The 20,062-nt window shown below is 52.1% G+C and carries 28 protein-coding genes; 5 read left to right on the top strand and 23 right to left on the bottom strand.

Annotated features, from left to right (window positions below; all coding sequences use genetic code 11):
* Positions 1–7: 7 nt before the first annotated feature.
* The 11 genes from ACG0Z5_RS10400 to ACG0Z5_RS10350 form a co-directional block, all read right to left on the bottom strand.
* A complete protein-coding gene (locus ACG0Z5_RS10400) occupies positions 8–454 on the bottom strand; it encodes a phage virion morphogenesis protein (protein WP_394447070.1) in 447 nt (148 codons plus the stop codon).
* On the bottom strand, positions 447–914 hold the full coding sequence (locus tag ACG0Z5_RS10395) for a phage tail protein (RefSeq protein WP_159757880.1): 468 nt from the start codon (positions 912–914) through the stop codon (positions 447–449). Before ACG0Z5_RS10395 ends, ACG0Z5_RS10400 begins: the two co-directional genes overlap by 8 nt.
* Positions 877–1,119: an Rz1-like lysis system protein LysC gene (gene lysC, locus ACG0Z5_RS10390; protein WP_394447096.1), complete on the bottom strand. Its 243-nt coding sequence runs from the start codon at positions 1,117–1,119 to the stop codon at positions 877–879. The genes ACG0Z5_RS10395 and lysC overlap by 38 nt, the downstream gene beginning before the upstream one ends.
* Complete coding sequence (lysB, locus tag ACG0Z5_RS10385) at positions 1,022–1,435, bottom strand: Rz-like lysis system protein LysB (protein WP_394447068.1); 414 nt, start codon at positions 1,433–1,435, stop codon at positions 1,022–1,024. Before lysB ends, lysC begins: the two co-directional genes overlap by 98 nt.
* Positions 1,432–1,941 (bottom strand): lysozyme, encoded by a 510-nt coding sequence (locus tag ACG0Z5_RS10380; protein WP_394447066.1) that lies wholly within the window; start codon positions 1,939–1,941, stop codon positions 1,432–1,434. The genes lysB and ACG0Z5_RS10380 overlap by 4 nt, the downstream gene beginning before the upstream one ends.
* Positions 1,925–2,146, bottom strand: a complete 222-nt coding sequence (locus ACG0Z5_RS10375) for a hypothetical protein (protein ID WP_032634204.1) — start codon at positions 2,144–2,146, stop codon at positions 1,925–1,927. Before ACG0Z5_RS10375 ends, ACG0Z5_RS10380 begins: the two co-directional genes overlap by 17 nt.
* The gene (locus tag ACG0Z5_RS10370) at positions 2,137–2,340 is read right to left on the bottom strand and encodes a tail protein X (protein ID WP_394447064.1); all 204 of its coding nucleotides are present in this window, start codon (positions 2,338–2,340) and stop codon (positions 2,137–2,139) included. Before ACG0Z5_RS10370 ends, ACG0Z5_RS10375 begins: the two co-directional genes overlap by 10 nt.
* Positions 2,340–2,840 carry a head completion/stabilization protein gene (locus ACG0Z5_RS10365; protein WP_159757868.1) on the bottom strand — a complete coding sequence of 167 codons (501 nt, stop codon included), beginning with the start codon at positions 2,838–2,840 and terminating at the stop codon, positions 2,340–2,342. The genes ACG0Z5_RS10370 and ACG0Z5_RS10365 overlap by 1 nt, the downstream gene beginning before the upstream one ends.
* Before the next feature lie 96 nt (positions 2,841–2,936).
* Complete coding sequence (locus ACG0Z5_RS10360; RefSeq protein ID WP_394447061.1) at positions 2,937–3,698, bottom strand: terminase endonuclease subunit; 762 nt, start codon at positions 3,696–3,698, stop codon at positions 2,937–2,939.
* 3 nt (positions 3,699–3,701) lie between these two features.
* Complete coding sequence (locus tag ACG0Z5_RS10355) at positions 3,702–4,883, bottom strand: phage major capsid protein, P2 family (protein ID WP_394447059.1); 1,182 nt, start codon at positions 4,881–4,883, stop codon at positions 3,702–3,704.
* 29 nt (positions 4,884–4,912) lie between these two features.
* Positions 4,913–5,779, bottom strand: coding sequence for a GPO family capsid scaffolding protein (locus ACG0Z5_RS10350; protein WP_394447057.1), 867 nt, complete (start codon positions 5,777–5,779; stop codon positions 4,913–4,915).
* A gap of 166 nt (positions 5,780–5,945) precedes the next feature.
* Between ACG0Z5_RS10350 and ACG0Z5_RS10345 the strand changes: the two genes are divergently transcribed.
* Positions 5,946–7,715 (top strand): terminase ATPase subunit family protein, encoded by a 1,770-nt coding sequence (locus tag ACG0Z5_RS10345; RefSeq protein ID WP_394447055.1) that lies wholly within the window; start codon positions 5,946–5,948, stop codon positions 7,713–7,715.
* Positions 7,715–8,755, top strand: a complete 1,041-nt coding sequence (locus tag ACG0Z5_RS10340; RefSeq protein ID WP_394447053.1) for a phage portal protein — start codon at positions 7,715–7,717, stop codon at positions 8,753–8,755. Before ACG0Z5_RS10345 ends, ACG0Z5_RS10340 begins: the two co-directional genes overlap by 1 nt.
* 334 nt (positions 8,756–9,089) lie before the next feature.
* Here ACG0Z5_RS10340 and ACG0Z5_RS10335 read toward each other — a convergent pair whose 3' ends face one another.
* The 11 genes from ACG0Z5_RS10335 to ACG0Z5_RS10285 all read right to left on the bottom strand — a co-directional run bounded on the left by ACG0Z5_RS10335 (position 9,090) and on the right by ACG0Z5_RS10285 (position 16,758).
* Positions 9,090–11,036: an AAA family ATPase gene (locus ACG0Z5_RS10335; RefSeq protein ID WP_394447051.1), complete on the bottom strand. Its 1,947-nt coding sequence runs from the start codon at positions 11,034–11,036 to the stop codon at positions 9,090–9,092.
* Positions 11,023–11,523, bottom strand: coding sequence for an ABC-three component system middle component 5 (locus tag ACG0Z5_RS10330; RefSeq protein WP_394447049.1), 501 nt, complete (start codon positions 11,521–11,523; stop codon positions 11,023–11,025). Before ACG0Z5_RS10330 ends, ACG0Z5_RS10335 begins: the two co-directional genes overlap by 14 nt.
* Positions 11,517–12,101 (bottom strand): ABC-three component system protein, encoded by a 585-nt coding sequence (locus ACG0Z5_RS10325; protein WP_394447047.1) that lies wholly within the window; start codon positions 12,099–12,101, stop codon positions 11,517–11,519. Before ACG0Z5_RS10325 ends, ACG0Z5_RS10330 begins: the two co-directional genes overlap by 7 nt.
* 448 nt (positions 12,102–12,549) lie before the next feature.
* Positions 12,550–14,643, bottom strand: coding sequence for a replication endonuclease (locus tag ACG0Z5_RS10320; protein WP_394447045.1), 2,094 nt, complete (start codon positions 14,641–14,643; stop codon positions 12,550–12,552).
* Positions 14,633–14,908: a DUF5405 family protein gene (locus tag ACG0Z5_RS10315; protein ID WP_394447043.1), complete on the bottom strand. Its 276-nt coding sequence runs from the start codon at positions 14,906–14,908 to the stop codon at positions 14,633–14,635. Before ACG0Z5_RS10315 ends, ACG0Z5_RS10320 begins: the two co-directional genes overlap by 11 nt.
* A complete protein-coding gene (locus ACG0Z5_RS10310) occupies positions 14,905–15,129 on the bottom strand; it encodes a TraR/DksA C4-type zinc finger protein (protein WP_394447041.1) in 225 nt (74 codons plus the stop codon). Before ACG0Z5_RS10310 ends, ACG0Z5_RS10315 begins: the two co-directional genes overlap by 4 nt.
* 13 nt (positions 15,130–15,142) lie before the next feature.
* Entirely contained in the window at positions 15,143–15,430 is a 288-nt protein-coding gene (locus ACG0Z5_RS10305) for a DUF5405 family protein (RefSeq protein WP_394447039.1), read from the bottom strand.
* The gene (locus ACG0Z5_RS10300; protein ID WP_394447037.1) at positions 15,430–15,651 is read right to left on the bottom strand and encodes a DUF2732 family protein; all 222 of its coding nucleotides are present in this window, start codon (positions 15,649–15,651) and stop codon (positions 15,430–15,432) included. The genes ACG0Z5_RS10305 and ACG0Z5_RS10300 overlap by 1 nt, the downstream gene beginning before the upstream one ends.
* 65 nt (positions 15,652–15,716) lie before the next feature.
* The gene (locus ACG0Z5_RS10295) at positions 15,717–16,217 is read right to left on the bottom strand and encodes a replication protein B (protein WP_258989805.1); all 501 of its coding nucleotides are present in this window, start codon (positions 16,215–16,217) and stop codon (positions 15,717–15,719) included.
* Positions 16,208–16,387 (bottom strand): hypothetical protein, encoded by a 180-nt coding sequence (locus ACG0Z5_RS10290; protein ID WP_258989806.1) that lies wholly within the window; start codon positions 16,385–16,387, stop codon positions 16,208–16,210. Before ACG0Z5_RS10290 ends, ACG0Z5_RS10295 begins: the two co-directional genes overlap by 10 nt.
* An 11-nt stretch (positions 16,388–16,398) precedes the next feature.
* Positions 16,399–16,758, bottom strand: coding sequence for a Cox family DNA-binding protein (locus ACG0Z5_RS10285; RefSeq protein ID WP_374684769.1), 360 nt, complete (start codon positions 16,756–16,758; stop codon positions 16,399–16,401).
* Positions 16,759–16,864: 106 nt separating this feature from the next.
* Here ACG0Z5_RS10285 and ACG0Z5_RS10280 point away from each other — a divergent pair, with 106 nt between their 5' ends.
* From ACG0Z5_RS10280 to pflA, 3 genes are all read left to right on the top strand, one after another.
* A complete protein-coding gene (locus ACG0Z5_RS10280; RefSeq protein ID WP_258989808.1) occupies positions 16,865–17,164 on the top strand; it encodes a helix-turn-helix domain-containing protein in 300 nt (99 codons plus the stop codon).
* Between the two features lie 96 nt (positions 17,165–17,260).
* A complete protein-coding gene (locus ACG0Z5_RS10275; RefSeq protein ID WP_258989809.1) occupies positions 17,261–18,271 on the top strand; it encodes a tyrosine-type recombinase/integrase in 1,011 nt (336 codons plus the stop codon).
* A gap of 16 nt (positions 18,272–18,287) precedes the next feature.
* A complete protein-coding gene (gene pflA / locus ACG0Z5_RS10270; protein WP_394447033.1) occupies positions 18,288–19,085 on the top strand; it encodes a pyruvate formate lyase 1-activating protein in 798 nt (265 codons plus the stop codon).
* A gap of 27 nt (positions 19,086–19,112) precedes the next feature.
* Here pflA and ACG0Z5_RS10265 read toward each other — a convergent pair whose 3' ends face one another.
* On the bottom strand, positions 19,113–19,985 hold the full coding sequence (locus ACG0Z5_RS10265; protein WP_394447031.1) for a LysR family transcriptional regulator: 873 nt from the start codon (positions 19,983–19,985) through the stop codon (positions 19,113–19,115).
* Between the last annotated feature and the right edge of the window lie 77 nt (positions 19,986–20,062).

Raw genomic sequence — 20,062 nt, 5'->3', positions numbered from 1 at the left:
CTATGATCTAATCTAAAGTCTTACTGATAATACTTTCAATGGCATCAAGGTCAGTTTGGGTGAATCCAATTAGCTGGCGCATCTGGTACTGTACCGGCTTGCTGTTTCTTCCTGGCTTGTCTTTCAGTCCGTACTGGTGCACCTTCGCGATACGCTGAACCTTCCCGGTAAACTCCACGACCGCCGCATCATCGCGCCCGCTAGCTTTCATGAAGCGGTTAGTACGCAGATTCACGAACATCTCGCGCTTTACCCGGCCCTTTTTGGCCCTGACCGGCTGGCGTTTTCTGGCGGCATATGGGGTGCCGTCCGGGGCTTTCTGCGTTTTGATACGACGCTGCTGTCGGGTGCGTAACGTCTTAGCGATTTCAGTGGCCATCCGTCGACGGCTCGCCGGTGTCAGCGCCGCAATCAACCCGGCCAGCCGGTCATCAAAGGGTTTAAATTCATTCATCCCATTCGCTCACAAGCTCGCCGTGAACATACAGCTTCATCGGGCGGGTCACCGGCTCTGGCGGCTGCGGTTCGGCCGCGTGCTCGATATGCAGCTCGGCCCCGACTTCTTTGACGATAGTGCGCTCGGTCAGTAACAGGCTGATGCTGAGGTCGATGCTGTCGTCGTTGTTAATGTCTGCCTCGTAAATGAAGCCACGTTTACGCCCCTCATCCGTAGTCATGATGTCGGCCTGCTGAACCCGCAGCCATGCCTGAATCGGCACGAGGATCAAATCAATATCGCCCGGAAAATCGGTCACTACCACGTTGAGGGTGTATTGATTCTCAAACGACAGCGATGTCGCAAGCGTGGAGGCCAGTTTCCCGTTATCGATAAAAATGCGCATCATGTCGGGGTTCGCTTTCAGCACCGGCACGGCATCAGTTAAGGCGTTGCGCAGACTCTTCGGTTTGAACATCGGTTTTATCCTGACAGGCTTTAATCGTTTCGACCTGAAGCGCACAGCTTTCGAGCGCGGTTTCGAGCTGGCGAATGTCAGCGCTCAGGTCTCCATTGGTTAACGGGTCACTGCCCGGCATCGGACACAGGCTGACCCTCGGGCAGGCGTTCAGCACAACGACCGGCTGCGATGCACGGGGCGCGTCGGTGCAGGCTGCGCACAGCAGCAGGCAGCTCAGCGCTGTACCAGCGGCGTAAATCCTCGTTTTCATTGAGTAACCTCGTGATGGTTCGCTCCCGACGCGCGGCCCGCGTTCCGGCCGCGGCGAGTTTCTGGCGCAGTCGCACCTGCGCCCGGTCATTGTCCGCACTCAGGCGCTGCGCGGTGAGTAGCTGGTCTTTCAGCATGCCGATAGTGCGTTTCTGGGCGCTGGCGACGTCATTCGCGCGGGTAAACGCGCGGCTGAGCTTGCTGTTTTCATGCTTCAGCCAGACCAGCGCCAGCCCGGCCACAGCCAGTAAAATCATCAGTGTTTTCATTTTGCCCCCTGCATACAGCGCGACCATTCCCGGGCGCGACGATTTTCAAGTCCGGTATTTCTGACGCCGTTCACGTAGACCCAGCGGTTGAGCTGGTCGCAGGCCTGCGCCCACTGCTGACGTTTGATAAATGAGACCAGCGTCGAGCGACAGGCCGTACCCGTGCCGACGTTAAAGGCGAAACTGACGAGCGAGTCATAGACCGGCTGCGGCATCTTCACTGGCACGCAGACCGCCAGCCGACGCTCAGTATTGAGCACGTCGGCGACCAGATTCACCGCTGCGTCGTGTTCGGTGATATTGCGTTTCGGTACCACCCCGGCAGTGTGGCCGATGCCTGACGTCCACACGCCCGCGCTGCACTGGTAGGGCCGCAGACGGCACCCTTCAAGGTCTGCAATCAGGGCGAGACCGTCCGGAGAGGTATTCAGCAGACGAAAATCAGGCACCAGTGCCGCCAGCGCCAGCACGACGGCCACACTGCAACGTTTAACGACTGAGGCCACGGATCACCCCCTTATCGATTCCGGCCGCAACGAGATAGCGGTAGGTCTGGCGGCGGTACCAGAAATTCACCAGCGCGGTGAAAATGGCGCAGCCGCCGCCGACATACAGCGCGAGTTTTTCCGGGGTCTGCGTGCCGAAATAGGCCAGCGCCACGGAAAACCAGTACGTCAGAAACGTTGTGATTTTTTCCATCGTTAATCCCACAGGTTAAGGGTCTCCGTGACGGCGGCGGTGTCGACGACCGGCAGACTGACGGACGTACCGTGCGGCAGAATGGCCCCCCGCTCAGCCAGACCCGGATTAGCGGCGAGCACCGCCTCGACAATGCCCTCAGTACGGCCATAGTGGCGATGACACAGGGCGTCGAGGGTGTCGCCCTGCTGCGCGATGACGTTCATCAGATTTGCCCCACGATGCAACGGGCTTTGTCCTGGATACGGGCCACGGACCAGCGCATATCCCGCCACAGCTCATCGATGGTGCTGTCGATGCTGTCGGCCTTTTTGTCGCCTTTGGCGCTCGCATCCACCCCACGATAACGCTCATAGAGCGTGGCGGTGGTCATGGCACACACGGCGTTGAAATAGTGGAAAACACGCACGCTTTCACCGTCGAGCTCATCGGTCGGCACCTCCGCGAGCGTCGCGTGACCGGCCCCGAGCTGAAGGTCGCGCCAGTCGCGCAGCTCGGCGTTGGTTTCGGCCATTCCGGCCTTAATCGCCCGGCGCAGGCGCACAGGGGAAACCGTCTGCTCGAGGCGCATCTCTTCCCGCACGCGCTTCGGGTCAACGTCCGGGAAAAAGCCGGTGTTTTTTATTACCGGTTCATCGTCCGGCACCGGCGGAATGACCAGCGGCTCGCGCGGTCGTGCCGGGTTACTGACTACAAGCGTCGTCATGACTACCTCTGAAATAGGTGGGCGGTGGACGCTGGCCTCTGCTCAGGTGAAACACCTACCTCGGCCAGCGTGCCGCCCGGCGCGGGGCGCATTCTGTTAACCGGCGACTTTCCTCGGGCGACCACGCCCCCGTTTCGCCGGTGAATCGGTTGTTTTTTTGGTGGCCTTTTTCGCAGGCTTCAGCGGGGTTTTCTTCACCGGGGCGACAGGCTTCGGCTTCAGCTCCCGGCCGAGACGTTCGATGTCTTTTTTCACACCGCAACTGTCATCGAGCTGAATGGCGCGTTGCAGGTGCGTCATCGCCTCTGTCAGCAGCCCGGCATCGCGCAGGATAAGACCGGCGACCTTATGCAGGCGGGCGCGAACCTCGTCAGGCATGTCGGCGATGCGGGTCATCTCAATAACGTTCAGCAGCGGCTGCACATCCACCGGCTGACCGGCAGCGCGGGCGCGAAGTGCGGCCAGCGCCACCTCTTCGGCCAGCATGTACGGCGCGGTGCGCGCGTGACCGTCTGGCATCGACAGGCCAAAACGCAGCGCGTAGCGGGCAATCTCAATCGCGCCGGGAATATCCCCGGCATCGAGACGCCACAGCAGCACGGTCATCAGGATGTCATCCTGCGCCCCGGTGCCGGTCTCGAGCACGCCGGTTACCCACGGCAGGTAAAACGGCAGCAGCTCGCGCTTTTTCTCTGCCTTGCGTTCCCGTGAATGGATTTGTGAAAGCGTCCTGCGGTCTGCGGCCAGCTTAACGAGCATTTGCTCGTAAGCCGTGGCATGGCGCAGCGGGCGCTGTTCCCGCTGCGATGCCTGTTCGGCCGAGACCCGCATCACGTGACGCCGTGCGGGGCTCGCCATCGGTTACGCCTCCCCGCCGTCGGTATGCACGTCAGCATTTGGGGCGTCTGCATGTTGAGTGACGACCCCGTCCGTCAGCGCCTGCATGGCTTTCACCATTTCGGCCGCAAACACTTTCGCGCTCGCCGCTTCCGGGGTGGCCTCTTCGTCCTGCTCGAGGATTTCGATGTTTTCAATCAGGCAACCGGCCGCGTAATCCTCGATAACGAAATCGACTTTCACCTGCTCGTAGTTTTCCACCTGGTCGAGTTTCGGATTTTCGACGATGTGGCGGCGGTGGCCGTCTTCGTACAGGTAGATGGAAATGTTATCCAGCGTGGTGATGAACACGCTGTTCGCCGGGAAGAACGGCGCACGCACCGCCTGAAGCTGACCGATGGTTTTCTGGCTGACAATCAGCTCTGCGGCGAGCTGTTCGCTGTTGGCCTGGAACTTGTTAATCATCGGGAAATATTTGTCGGTCAGGATACGACGGCCGCAGATAACGACCATCTCCGGGTTTTCGCGGTGAATTTCTTCAATCAGGGATTCGTGCGCATCCATCACCAGCGCGTCGAGGTTGGCGTAATGCCCGCCTTTACCGACTTTAATCGTGTCGGAAATGACCGTACCGTCATCATCGACGACGTGTGACATCACGCGCTCTGGCGCATCGTTGCGGTACTTTTGCAGCCAGCCGACAGCCACGTCCTGAAGCAACGGGTTTTTCGTCCGGTCGGAGGTGGGTGCGCGGCTCGTGCCGTTAAACCCGATAGTGATGTAATCCAGCGCCTGACGCTTGATGATGGCGTTACGAATACGGATCTGAAAATCTTCAAATCGCGCCCACAGGTCGAGCTTGTTGTACTTCAGGTTGTAATCGAAGTTGACCGGTTTGCAGAAGTAGCGGAATGCGTCCAGCTTCGAGAAGTCCGCCGTTTTACGCTCGGTACCGCCGTCGGTGTCGGTGGTGCTGGCGATGGTGCCGGTGACATCGATGCCGACTTTTTCCTCGGTCAGCTCGCCCACGGTCACCATGTTGATGAGTTGCAGGAACGAGGACGACTGCTGGATTTTGTCGAAGAGTTTCTGCGTGACGGACGGCTCGACGTTGAATTTTTTATCGAGGTCCGGCACCTCCACACCGTTCAGCTCGGCGAGGCGGCTCAGGTATTTGTTGAATTTAAAACGGGTCTCTTTACGCATTGATTTTTATCCTGTTTGAAATGGGTAAATCAGCAGTCGGTCAGCGTCACATCCGCCGCATCCCCGCCGGTGCTCAGCAGGCGACGCGGCTGTTTAATGCTTTCGGTTTTGTCCAGAGTGGTTTTAATGGTGCTGAACTGCTGCGCCGTTTCATTCCCCTGCGCGGCGACGTCCTGCTTCAGGGTCGCGAGTTCGGTTTCCAGTGCCGCAAAACGGGCTTCAACCGCTTCATCGCCGGTCTGTACACGTTCGGCGATGGAGGTCACGGCTTCATGCACGTCGGCGAAACGGGCGTCATCGCTCTGTTGCCTGCGGCCGAAAATGGTTTTGACGGTGTCGGTCAGCTTGTTGAGCAGGGTTTCGGGCTGGTCTTCAAACTCCAGCTCGGCGAGGGTCGCCACCGAAAACAGGTCGCCCGGCTGCTCTTTCTTGCCGTTCAGCGGGTTCGCCGTGGCGCGGCTGCAAAATTCGAGGTACTCAGTGCCGAGGCTGGCCGGGTCATCGGTGACGGCCAGCCCGGTGAGATAGCACTTGCCGGAGTTGGCGAAGTTCGGGCGAATTTCCATCGAGGTGTAAACCTTCTGGCCTTTCGCCACCATGTCGATGAGGTTATCGAGCGGGGTGATTCTGCCAAACAGCGCCAGCTTGCCTTTCAGCGCTGAGTCATCATCGATGACTTCGGCTTTCACCTCGGCAACGTCGCCATAGCGGCCGTACTGGCCGTCGGGGTTGATACTGCGGATATGTTCGAGATTAATGCGGCAACCGTAGACACGAGGGTCAAAAGTGTCGGCCATTTCCTGAATGTCTGAGGCGCTGATGACGCGACCGTCGCAGGTGTCACCCTCGACGCCGATGCGAAACCATTTCGAGATTTTGGAGGCTTTTTTTGCCATGAGTCAGGTGTCCTGAGGTTGGGTTTTCGGGTCAGGCTTAGTTTCCCGACTCACCCCCGCAGCGGCTATCGATTGCGGATGGCGTACCCCTGACACAACAGGGCTTTAGCGATTCACCGCCCCTGTTTCTTTAGCCTTGCCCTGTATCAACCACGGCGAGGCAAACATGACCATCACCACTGAGACCACTCTCCTGAGCGACCCACGACGACAGGCGGCGCTGCTGTTCTGGCAGGGCTTTTCCGTGCCGCAAATCGCGGAGATGTTGCAGACCAAACGCCCCACAGTGCAAAGCTGGAAACAGCGCGACAAATGGGAAGCGACCGCGCCGCTGACGCGCGTCGAAACCACGCTCGAAGCACGGCTGATTCAGCTGTATGCAAAGCCCGACCTGACGGCACACGATTTCAAGGTCGCCGACTTTCTGGCGCGACAAATGGAGCGTCTGGCGCGGGTTAACCGCTACAGCCAGACCGGCAACGAGGCGGATTTAAATTCCAACGTCGCCAACCGCAATAAGGGCGAGAAGAAGAAGCCGAAAAAAAACTTTTTCAGCGATGAGGCTATCGAAAAGCTCGAGGAGATTTTCCTCGGCCAGTCATTCGAGTATCAGCTCGACTGGTACCGCGCCGGGCTGGCGCACCGTATCCGCCACATCCTCAAATCCCGCCAGATTGGCGCGACGTATTATTTTGCCCGCGAGGCGCTGATGCGGGCGCTGAAGACCGGCAACAACCAGATTTTCCTGTCGGCCAGTAAAACGCAGGCTTACGTGTTCCGTGAATACATCATCCAGTTTGCGAAGCTGGCTGAAGTCGAGCTCACCGGCGATCCGATTGTCATCGGCAACAACGGCGCGAAGCTGATTTTTCTCGGCACCAATTCCAACACCGCGCAAAGCCATAACGGTGATTTGTACGTCGATGAAATCTTCTGGATCCCCAACTTCCAGCAACTGAAAAAAGTCTCCTCCGGGATGTCATCGCAGGAGCACCTGCGCACCACCTATTTTTCGACGCCGTCCTCACTAGCTCACGGGGCTTATCCGTTCTGGTCCGGCGAGCAATTCAACCGTGGCCGGTCAAATGCCAGCGAGCGCGTCGATATCGATATCACGCACGCGGCACTGGCGAAAGGCGTCGCCTGCCCGGACGGCCAGTGGCGACAGATTGTCACCCTTGAGGACGCGCTCGCCAAAGGCTGTACCCTGTTTAATATCGACACCCTGCGCCGGGAAAACAGCGTCGATGACTTCCGTAATTTGTTTATGTGCGAGTTCGTCGACGATAAAGCCTCGGTATTCCCGTTCGAGGAATTACAGCGCTGCATGGTCGACAGTCTGGAGAAATGGGAGGACGTCGCGCCGTTCGCCGACCGGCCATTCGGTCATCGTCCGGTCTGGGTCGGCTATGACCCGTCATTACGCGGCGACAGTGCCGGATGCGTGGTTATCGCGCCACCGGTGGTCGCCGGGGGCAAATTCCGCATCCTTGAGCGTCACCAGTGGAAAGGCATGGACTTCGCGCAGCAGGCCGAATCCATCCGCGAGCTGACGCTGAAATATAACGTCGAGTACATCGGCATCGATGCGACCGGCCTCGGTCAGGGCGTCTTCCAGCTCGTGCGCTCGTTCTACCCGGCCGCGCGTGAAATCCGCTACACCCCGGAAATGAAGACCGCGATGGTGCTGAAAGCCAAAGACACCATCACGCGCGGCTGTCTCGAATATGACGTCGGCGCAACCGACCTCACGCAGTCGTTTATGTCCATCCGCAAAACCATGACCAGCAGCGGACGCAGCGCCACCTATGAGGCCAGCCGCACCGAGGAAGCCAGTCATGCCGATCTCGCCTGGGCGACCATGCACGTATTGATTAACGAACCCCTGACCGCCGCCAGCGGCCAGCCTTCATCCTCGATTATGGAATTTTATTAATGAGCAAACGCAGCAAGAAAAACCCGTACATCGCGAAGCCGTGCCAGCATACCGCCGCGCCCGCTCAGAGCATGGAGGCGTTCACCTTCGGCGAACCGACGGCGGTACTCGACCGGCGCGACATTCTCGATTACGTCGAGTGCGTCGATAATGGCCAGTGGTACGAGCCGCCGGTGAGTTTCTCGGGGCTGGCGAAAAGTATGCGGGCCGCCGTGCACCACAGCTCACCGATTTACGTGAAGCGTAATATTCTGGTGTCGACCTACATTCCGCACCCGAAATTATCCCGACAGGACTTCAGCCGTTTTGTGCTCGATTTTCTGGTCTTCGGTAACGCCTTTCTCGAAATGCGCCGCAGCCTGAGCGGCAAGGCCGTCAAATTTGAGACCTCTCCGGCCAAATACACCCGGCGCGGCGTCGAGGATGATGCTTACTGGTACATTCAGTCATTCGCGCATGCCCATCAGTTCGCCCCCGGCTCGGTATTTCACCTGCTGGAGCCGGACATCAATCAGGAGCTCTACGGCCTGCCGGAATACCTGAGCGCACTCAATTCCGCCTGGCTGAATGAATCCGCTACCCTATTTCGCCGCAAGTATTACCAGAACGGGGCGCACGCCGGGTACATCATGTACGTGACCGACGCCGCGCAAAGCAGCACCGACGTCGAAGCGCTGCGCAAGGCGATGCGTGACTCGAAAGGATTGGGGAATTTTAAGAACCTGTTTTTCTACGCGCCGAACGGTAAGGCAGATGGTATCAAAATCGTGCCGCTGAGCGAGGTCGCGACGAAAGATGATTTCTTTAACATCAAGAAAGTCAGCGCCGCCGATATGCTCGATGCACATCGCATCCCGTTCCAGCTCATGGGAGGCAAGCCGGAAAACGTGGGCTCAGTGGGTGACGTTGAGAAGGTGGCGAAGGTCTTTGTACGGAACGAGCTCAGCCCGCTACAGTCACGCTTCATGGAGCTGAACGAATGGGCAGGCGAAGAGGTTATCCGCTTTAAAAAATACTCACTCGAGCCCGAGGACGAGTAACGATCGCAGCCGCCGAAAGGCGGCTTTTTACTGCCCCGCATCAGACGCTCACAGCAGCGCCACACGCCGACAATACACCGCGACACCTTACCGCTCATCCGCAAAGATTACGACCTCACAGCGACACGCTCAGACGCGAGAAAATAATTATCAGCACCATGCCGGGCGCGCAATGCTTTCCCCGCCACGCCTGCCCGCTTTAGGGGGCGGTTTTAATGCAGTTGCATGACATGAAAAAAGCCCGTCAATTATGGCGGGCATTAGATATACAGAAGCTAAAATAGTCATGCGGAATCATGCAGCATGGGAATGCTGCATGTGAATGGTGCTACCTTCAAGCTCCATCAAGTAGATTTGGTGTAATACCAACATATCGAACGTCTAAAGAACGAGCGGATGGATTGTAATATCTACCTACAGTTAACTCAGTATCCTCATAATCAGGATTGATCTCTGAGGTTGCAAATATCAGCTGAAAATCATGCTCATAATTAGCAGTTTCATTTACTATTATTTTCTGCAGATTATGGCTTCGCCCTTTTTCCATTCCTCCGTCATCTATACCATCAAGCATCATAAAACGTGGGAGTCTCATGTATGGTTTTTTCAAACTTGTAGTTAATAGCGCCAAATGGAAAAGATGCCGTAAAATAACCGCAGAACTTTCTGAAAAATTCTTCGAGCCATTAACATAAACAGTATTATCCTCAAAGCTGAATTTGACTTGTTTAGGATCTATAAACTCTGCCTGAAGATGGAAATCTTGCTTCAAAAGTCTAATGGTTGTAGATTCGATTTCATCCGACACATCAGATTTAAGTTTCTCTTCTTTCGACTCAAGAGATTCTATATAACTTTCCAGTCTTTCTTTCTCGGATTGGAGTCCATCTCTTGACCGCTGAAGATCCTCAATTACCGAATTAAGCTTCTGATGCTCATAAGCCTGATCGATTGCAGCATCAATAGCCCCCAATTCCCTCGAGACACTTTCAAACTCAATTTCATAAACAGTTTGCCAATTATTCGAGACAGAAGAATATTCTTCACTTAATTTCTTATAGTTTTTTTTCAATGCTGGTGAGTTTTTCTTTAATTTCTGAAGCTCTTTATTCTTGTGCTCTAATAAAAACTTTGATTCTTTTAGCTGAATAGCAATTTCGTTCTTCATCCTCAATAATTTAGATGCACCATCACCATCATCTAAATTTGACTTACACAAATGACAACCAGCATTATTCTCAGAGTGAAGTTCACTTAGACAACTCGGGCAAAATTGAAATTGCACTCCATTAAAATACTCTCTAGCCTTGCCAGACTCATTGAGATTGCGCAGTCTGGACTCTAATTCAGCAATAAACATTTCCGAATCAGCAATATCAAATGAGAGACGATCTATTTCGTCTCTATTCTTAAGCTCAAGAGACTTTGCTTTATTGAGAGATTTTCTTAACGCCTCAGTTTTTTCTTTATCATTCTGTAACCCATCACTTTCACTCCCCTGCCCGAGTTTAATCTCATTAAGTTTTGCAAGCAGTTCTTCTTTTTTTGTTTTTAATTCCAAAATACGCTCATCAATAAAATGAATGCTTTCAGATTGACCAGAACGGCCTAATATTTTAAATATGCTTTTAAGCTCACCGATGCTTTTAGTTAAATCAGAATCAACCTGCTTCAACCGAATCTGTGAAGTATATAAATCATCATCATAAATACCACAAAGATAATCGCCAACAGTTTCACGAGTCAAAGCTCGATCAAAGCTATCCACACGAAATATAGGGCTATGGAGAGATGGCTGATCTGCATACAAAACTCGTAAAATTTGGTGCATCGTCAGTATTGAAGCACCATCCCCCTGGGCTAACGGCATACCTAATATGTTGAAAATTATTTGAGAGAAACTTAATGATTTCTCAGAACGTTTGAAAGGGTGTTTTTGCCACTCACTAGGCGATGATTTCAATGCTAATTCAATCCCACCCATATAAAAAACAATAGGTTTTTGGTTTTCATTAGCAACTAACTCTCGTTTGAAACACACAGGAACATCATTAAGATAGACTTCGGTTAATGTTTCAGTACAGAGCAAAGCCTCCGGCTTCCATGGGATATTCTCCGCCCCCAAAGAATAGGCAAGCAAATCCATAATAGTAGTTTTTCCTGAGCTATTACGACCACGCAGGACATTAACTCCTTTATGGAACTTACAACTAAATGCCTGATGCCCTTGCTGGAACACTCTTAATTCACTGACTCGAAATGTTGGACTAAGAAAAGTCATATCGATACTCCATTAGCTGTGTTCTATCCTTTAAACCATCCTTACCCAATAGATGAAACTGTGAAAGCTTCTCAATAATGAAATCATATATTGAAGCTTTTTCATTTAGAAAACCTTTCATTTCAAGTAATAATCCATCAGGTATTTCCATTGGAGTTCTAATAATAACACCATGCTCTAACTTCTCCACATCTATTAGGCCAGCTGCCGCAAGACACTTTAACGCTGAGATTTGAATTTGGTGCATATCACGAAAAGTTGCCAATGGGCTTATTGGATCTCTGTACTCATTAACATATTTCTTAGCCTCTGCCTTAGCATCATTATGAGTTGCTGGCATTCTGATCTTGGAAACCAATGCAGGGAAAATCATATAAAAATCCAAAATGCGTATTTTTTCTACTTCAACTGCATTTAAATGATCAATAAGCGCGATCATACGAAATAGACAATGATATGCATCAAATGCAGGATGATAAATTAACATTTATCCCACCTTATATGACAATTTCCACCAAGAAAAAATAACAGGCCCAACAAATCAATAGCTGTTAGCTCGAGAAGATTCTCTCCTAACGTTGAATAAAGCGACTCAATGATTTGACTTATTTTATCATCCACAATGACTCTATCGCTATCACATTGTATTAATGGAGTAACCTTTAATAGAAAATCAAAATATATGCGATCAAGTATCAAAACAAATATTCTTTGTGCTGTTTTAGACGTTTGTCGCTTCATAATGGCTTTGGTCGCTTGCTCTTTCATAAGCTTCGCAGCCATTAATAAATCATTACGATTACCATCAGCTAGCTTCGCATCAAGCCCTCTTACGTCAGTTTCAGTCTGTGGCGTCATGTAGTGATTAAGTTTTTCACAAAACTCAATGCTGCGCTCACCAACACCATCTATCTTTAAGCGTTCATATAAATCAAGGAGCTCTCTACTTATACCTTGATGTGCATAAAAATGATTATGCTGGTCACGGCCGACAATACTTCCGCCACCATCGACTTTATTGTCTTTCTGTTGCGTAAGTTGTTCTGATTGATGAGTGGTGAACACAACCTAACCTCTCAGTGATGAGAATCGGATTGATCACGACCAACAATGTTACCGTTCGATACTTTGTTTCGGTTTTGGCTTACGTTGTAGTTATTGTCGTTTGATTTAATCTCAACAGCTGTTTTACGAGACGTATATACAACCCGAAGTGTCCAACCAGCCCCTAAACCAGCTAAAAGAGTAATGATGTGAGTAACCCATTCCATTCAAAAAGTCCCTATAAGGAGTTAAAGTTACAGAACATCATAGTGATTATCAATAACATGCACAACTGTAAGACGAATGGATATTGTATTATTTGTAATATTGTGATTCCTAACACTCACACCACTGTTTAAATATACAGTTAAATTGCTTTTTATACCATATCTATCTCGTAAATTTCACAAAATATTCGTAATAATTTGATTTTACTGCCTTTCTGTTTACTGGTCGCACCGCTGCTCAGTTATAATGTATTGTCCTGACCACTCTGATTGATTCCTACTATCCGAACATTTTGCTGCACTGCGTCACGTTTTAATACATTCCTGAGCACCGTCACGACTTCCGGGTCATCCCACCCGATAACGCCACTATCAACCAGATTTAACACCGCTGCGGCGTGCTCAGACGGTGTAGGCGTCATAACTGGCTTATCACCAGCGGTGAGCTTTCTACAGTTATTGACAGGACTCCGAGGCGCGGTGATACCGCTTTTTAAAGTCAAAGGCTCAACGGCCAAAAGCTTTGGAACAATGCGCCAGTCTGCTGATCGGGTAACGTGAACGTGATTAGCGCCGATGTGCGGGGCATAAATCCCGACGATGCGCTCGATATCTTCTTCGTAGTCGTTGACCTCATCAGTCACGTTGCGGGCCACCCTGACAGTCTGGCTATCGCGTGGCACATTCGCCCCGCCCTGCGCAGCGATGTATAAATCAAACTCTCCTTCATCGGCAGCAGCACGAGCCGCTTCGACGCGCTCGTCAAATTCCGAAGCGATACTGACGCCACGAGGCAGTTTGCGCAGCTCGCGATAAGCGCCCATTGTCGGCAAGCCAATCGGTTTAAATTGAGGTATGCGCCACGTCGACGCCCACGCCGTTACAGCGGCAGCGGTATCCTGTAGTGGTTTGCCTGTGTCATGATCGAGCTGGCCATCGAGGGCGTAACCGTCGATATTTTTTGCGATGTACTTCGCGATATAGCCCGCAGCACCACCCTGATTGAGATGCTTCGCCTGAAAGCGCTGTTTCGCAGCGCCCCGCTCGTCACCATCCTCTTTCAGGGCATAGCGGCGCATGATGTCGGTAATTTCTTTGCGCTGGCCGGGTTTGCAAAACAGCATCATGTGCCAGTGTGGCGTGCCGTCATGATGCGGCTCAACCACGCGCATTCCGTAAACCTGTAAATCGTTATCCTTAAACGCTGTACGCATCAGGCTCCAGATGTGGCACAGATAGCGCTGCGTATCTTTCGGGGTGTACGCCTCATCATTCCAGCCATGATTAAGCTGAACGGTTTTACTTTGCCCTTTGCCGACCTGACGAGTCGGGTGATATTTCGACGGTGCGGTCAGCGTGATAAACATCCCGACATCACCCTCATTAGCGGCATAACGCTCGATACCGGCGATGGTATTCATAAGCTCCATACGGCGGATCTCAGGGTTAGAAATACTCCCCATCACCTTACTGATGAGATCGATACGCTCACCGGTGACTTTATTTTCGAGTTCGCAGGATTTCAGGTATTCGAGGTTAGCCAGACGGCGAGAATGCACATCACGGATGGCGCTTTTGCTGGCATACGGTGAGCGGTCTTTATTGACTTCACCGGCAGCAATTAGCAGCGATTCATGCCAGCGCATACGCTGCGCCTTAAACTGGTTAATCCACCACTCGTCATTGATGAGACGCGCCACGGCGGAAAATGCCTGGCGGATTGTCATCTGACCTTTGCGGTATTTCTTCCAGAAAAGTGGTGTGATATTGAATGCACGCGCCGCGCCAGCCACATGACCATAAAGGTGAGCCTGCGCCTCATCAGTAAATAGCGATTCTTTGCCGTCGCGCGCTTCCGCCCAGGCATCGCTTAATTCCTCATACATGATGAAAAGCTGCGCGGCGATGCGGGCAGCGAATTTCTTCAGCTCTTTGTCATTCATTCCCGGCAGTCGGGCGTAGTTCTCGCGCTCGGTCAGGAACAGCAGAGAGGCATCAGCATTCATTTCGTTACGCTGATTGACGCGCTCGATGCGCGGCCATAAACGACGCAGGAATGTCGACTTGAGAAAATACAGCCCATGCATCGGGCTTTTGTTCCGGCGGATATAGTCGTAGCGCGAGGTAAAGAGCGAACTCAGGAAATATGGCAGGTAGTCAATCTTTGATAAAACGCCTTGCACCTGACGCAGTTCGTCACGTGTAAGAGGTCTCTCGCGCCCGATGGCCTCGCGGGGCGCGTTGAACGGGTAAGCACCGACAAATGGCTTGTCGGTGCTTTTGGAAAATGGCGGTGGAGGTGTAGGGGCAATGCGCCCCATTCTTTCAGCGGTCATTAACGCCAAACGCCTCCGCACACGCCTGACTGACTTGCTCAATTTGCGCTGCTAGCTCAGCGAAAGCGCGGGCTTCGCCCGTTAATGCATCATGCAACATCAGAGTCTTAACGAGCTGATCCAACTTAGTGTAATAGCCGACAACATCCAGCCATTCATTACCGGCATTTTTCCCGGTTTTAGCTGTTTTCTTCTCATGCAAAATAAACTGAAACTGATCACTGGTGACGACATAGCGGTCGCCAATTTCTATGCGAATGCTCATGCCTGCCCCCGGTAGTGTCTGGCGTTGGCTTCCAGCAGCGACTGACAATAAACACAACGTAAAGCTGTTGGATGGGCGGCGCGACGTTCAGCCGGAATTGGCCGGTCACAATCAACGCAAACCAAAACAGCAGCGCCACCCGATTTCAGTCGTGCGGCATCGACATGACGGGCCAGTGATTCGGCCTGTAGCTCCTGAACGTGATCCATATAATCTGGCATTGTCTTAACTCCTTTATGCATTCAGCTTGTTGAGCTCAGTCCGACAGGCGGCGCTCAACTCTTCGGTTAATTTGGCAAACTCATCAAAACTGGTTATCTGCTTTAAATAGATGGAGCGTTTAAGAAGCAAATTGACCATGTCCGACAAGAGATTTAATTGGTTCGCGTAGATAGCAATAACAGCCTCGATTTTTTCGCCGGTGCCTTTATCGCGTTTAATATCCTTCAGCGCTAAATCACCGTTATCCATTACAGTGACCTTTAGCCAGTTATTCAGTAATACGGACTTGTGCTTAGCCATTAGCAGCACTCCCCACGCAACAGCCCTGCGTTATGAAACTGCGTCGACTCCTGACTGAGTAACTCGATAATTTCAACCTTGTTCAGCTCACGCTCGGCGATGTGGCGAATCAGCCCGTCAATATGAGATGAGAATTTAGTCGCTGCATCCGCCTTCGCCTCAGCTCTGGCCTGCTGTAACAACAAAGAGAACTTAGCGCACTGCTTTCCTGTTTTAGTCATAACGACTTTCTCCAGATAAAAGGAAGCCCCGCACAATCAAGTGCGTTAAAAACACGGGTAATTAATTAATGCAGATATTGCTCGGGCTTAACCGATGTCAAAATTGTTGGAGCATGTTCAAACAAGCTGAATAATTCACGCAATGCGCGGAATAATTTTTCGCGCCAATAACATGCATCCTCATCAATACGCCAGTAGGGCTGATTAAATTCTTTCTCGGTTAAACCGGCATGCATAAATAAACTGCGACGCTGGCTGACAGTTAAATAACTGATATAAGCAATTTCACTCGCCCCCACCTGACGACGTTTTGAAAATGCTGCACGCAGCTCATCAATCGCGCAGGCCAGACGTTCACGGTCCACGTCACCCATCTCTTCAAATCGCATAGTTGCGTGGCGCTGTTTTAACTGCGCATGAAAACAGACCGTAAGGCGCTCACGCTCCATCATCTTGTTATAGAAATCGCAACTTTCCTGCCAGCGCGGAGCAGCAAGATATCGACCAACCAGACCGCGCAAACCTTCCGGTTGCTGAGCAACCACACCGAGCGTCATCACAGCCATTTCCATAACCTCTGGTTTTTCATGAAGGTGATGGCCGAACCGATCACACTCGGCTTGCGGGTGCGGATAATGATTCCTTTATGGCCGCGACCGTGGGTGATGGTGAAATTAATCGGAGTCAGGTTCTGCTGGTTACGCAAAAGCTGAGCAATGCAACGAGGCTCTTTCATTAAACTGCTCCTTATGCTGCAACTCGACCACGGCCAGACTTGCCGTAGCTGATGCGATTTTTCCAGTCATGCCACTCGGTCGGTGCATCCTCGACTAGTTGGGCGGCGTATTTATCCCATTCGCGACGGTTAACCCACAGCTCAGCTTTCCCACCCGGTTTCAGAGGGTCAGTCATGTAAAACGCAGGCAACTTGCCAGCCTTTGCCATCTCAACCACAGCACGAGGGGTTTTGCCGATATACAGCGCGAAGCCCTCCTTTGAAAGCAGGTCTGACGGAGCTGGTGACAACTTGACACTGTGATGCTTCGGTTTTTCATGATCAGAGATTTCCTCTCTAACTTCGTTTGAAATTTCAGATCTCGTACTCACTTTGCTATCCTCCATATTGTTTCCACGCCAATTAGAGCCAGTTAGAGTCAATTAGCGCCGATGGGAACTTATCAACTAACGTAAAGATTACGGAGTTACGTATTTTATGTCAACACAAGTAGCTGAGAAACTGAAGCTCATGCGTGAGTCAGAGCGTCTAAAAATGAAGGAACTCTCTGAAATTACAGGGATTAACTACACTACATACGCTGGGTATGAACAGGGGAAAGCCCGGATGTCTCTTGAAAACGTCCAAAAGCTTTTCAAGCCAACGCGTTTCCGTAAGTACCGTGATTGGTTTTTATTTGACGAAGTGGATCCATCATCCGGGCAAATTGCGCCGGCACTCGCACACTTTGGGCCAGAAAACGAAACATCATCCCACTCCGACCAAAAGACTGGCTAACGGTCTACGGGGCTTATCTGTGCAGTAAATGCACAAAAGAAGATTGCTACATAAACACGCGTGAAAGAGTACCCAGCCGTATCATCGAGGTGACCTATGTCCGTTAAAAAACTCGATGATGGCCGATATGAAGTGGACGTTAGACCGCAGGGCGCAGACGGAAAACGCATCCGGCGGAAATTCAGTACAAAGGGCGAGGCTCAGACGTTTGAGCGTCATGTACTCGTTAACTATCACAATAAGGAATGGCTTGAGAAACCGGCAGACCGGCGCAAGCTGACAGAACTGCTGGACCGATGGTGGATCTATCATGGAAAAACCCACGCAAGGGGCGAGATAGAAAAGGGTCGCCTGACGACGATAATCACGAGGTTTGGGGATATGGGCATTCACAGGGCCGACCAACTGACCAAAAAATCAATTATCGATTATCGCGTAACCCTAATGAATGAAGGACTCAAGCCATCCAGCGTAAACAGGCACGTCGCCATACTGAGCGGCATGTTTACCAAACTTATTGATGCTGACGAGTATCACGGCGGCAATCCTCTTCATGAGGTGAAACGCCTTAAAGAAGCTCAAACAGAAATGGCGTTCCTGTCCACCGATGAGATAGAGATGCTGCTCTCGCGGCTGGAAGGAGACGAATTGAATGTGGCACTGATCTGCCTGGCTACTGGTGGCCGGTGGGGCGAGGTTTCAGGTTTGAAGGCTGAGCACATCATTCAGCAGGTGGTCACCTTCATGAAAACCAAAAACGGGAAACGACGCTCAGTGCCGATTTCTGTCGAGCTGGCGGAGCGCATTAAGACCAAAAACAGCGGTCCACTGTTTAGGGCAAAATACAGCACTGTCCGCAGAATATTGAAAGAGATAAAGCCCGATCTGCCTGATGGGCAGGCGGTACACGTAATGAGGCATACATTCGCCACACACTTTATAATGAATGGAGGTAATATAATTACATTGCAGCGCATTCTAGGGCACTCGAACATCCAGCAAACGATGATTTACGCGCACTTTGCCCCGGACTTTTTACAGGATGCAGTGATACTCAACCCGCTGTCCAAAATGTCCAGAATGTGTCCACAAACCAGAGTTAACTAGAGCTAATCAGAGCGATATGAGTAATTTAACTAGTTGTAATTTAAAAGAAAACACTGATAACTCAGAGGTTGCAAAGCCAGTAATTGGTCGCATTCACTCCTTTGAATCCTGTGGCACCGTCGATGGCCCGGGCATCCGTTTTATCACCTTCTTCCAGGGCTGCCTGATGCGCTGCCTGTATTGCCATAACCGCGATACCTGGGATACCCACGGCGGCAAAGAAATCACGGTCGAAGAACTTATGAAAGAAGTGGTGACCTATCGCCACTTTATGAATGCGTCAGGTGGTGGCGTGACGGCGTCCGGCGGCGAAGCTATCCTGCAGGCTGAATTCGTGCGCGACTGGTTCCGCGCCTGCCGTAAAGAAGGCATTCATACCTGCCTTGACACCAACGGTTTTGTCCGTCGTTATGACCCGGTGATTGATGAATTACTGGAAGTGACTGACCTGGTGATGCTCGATCTCAAACAAATGAACGATGACATCCACCAGAATCTGGTCGGCGTGTCGAACCATCGTACGCTGGAGTTCTGCCGTTATCTGGCGAATAAGAATATTAACGTCTGGATCCGTTATGTCGTGGTGCCGGGCTGGTCTGACGACGATGATTCCGCGCATCGTCTCGGCGAATTTACCCGCGACATGGGCAACGTCGAGAAAATTGAACTCCTGCCTTATCACGAGTTGGGTAAACATAAATGGGTGGCGATGGGCGAAGAGTACAAGCTGGACGGCGTCCATCCGCCGAAGAAAGAGACCATGGACCGCGTCAAGGGCATCCTTGAGCAGTACGGTCATAAGGTCATGTACTGAGACAGACAGCCTCTTCGGAGGCTGTTTTTACATCCCCTCTTCCATCGCCGCGAGCATTTGAGCCAGTATCGGCGCACTCACAACACCCGGTTTCCACAACGCCACCAGCGGATGCGTCAGCCCACGCGCCCCCATTTCGGTGTCGATCCGACTGACCCCATCCAGCCGCTCGGCGGCAAAATGATCCGGCAAGAATGCCCAGCCATATCCGCTTTGCAACATCCCTTCCAGCAAGGTGATTTCATTGACGTGAATCAGTTGGTCAGCAATACGAATCCGCCCCGCCAGCGACGGCGGCAGGTCACGAAACGGCATCAACTGGGGCTGAGAAGCCAGGTGCAGTAATGAAACCGGCTGTTTCGGGAAATAGTCTTCACGGGCGTACACCGCAAGGGACACGCTGCCCACCGCCCGCCAGTGCAGATGATCGTTCACCGAGCGATTCACCGCCTGAAAAAGACCGAAATCAACGCTGCCTTCATCCAGCCATTGCTCTGCCTGCACGCGTTCGCAGGCAATCATATCCAGCTGAATATGCTGCGCCTGCAGCTGTTCGGCCAGCCGCAGCAACAATGCCCGGGGCGTAAACAGGTCATAGCACAGCGTCAGCCGCGTTTCGATTCTGTCGGGGATCTGCCTGGCAATTCGGGAAAAGGCGTCGGCCTCGTGCAAAAACAGCCGGGCCTGGCGATAGAGGAGCTGACCCTGCGGCGTCAAGGTGAGCGGCCGCGTGGTGCGGTCCAACAGTGTATAACCGAGATCGACTTCCAGGTAATCCAGCAGCTCGCTGACCGTCGTCCTGTCTTTTTTCAGCTTTTTAGCCGCCTGTGTCAGCGTGCCGGTTTCACACACGCAGGCAAAGGCTTCAATCTGGGCAAGCGTAAAGCGCAGCAGTTCCATTGGGTGTCCTTTTTCGCAATGCAGCGGACACCTTACCGGAGTGTGAGATAAGAAAAAAGCCTGTCGGGCGACAGGCT

Source organism: Scandinavium sp. M-37, from assembly GCF_043558715.1.
In the GTDB taxonomy this organism is placed as follows: Bacteria; Pseudomonadota; Gammaproteobacteria; order Enterobacterales; family Enterobacteriaceae; genus Scandinavium; species Scandinavium vulneris_A.
The sequence above is the reverse complement of the archived record's forward strand: the minus strand, read 5'-3'. Positions and strand labels throughout refer to the sequence as shown.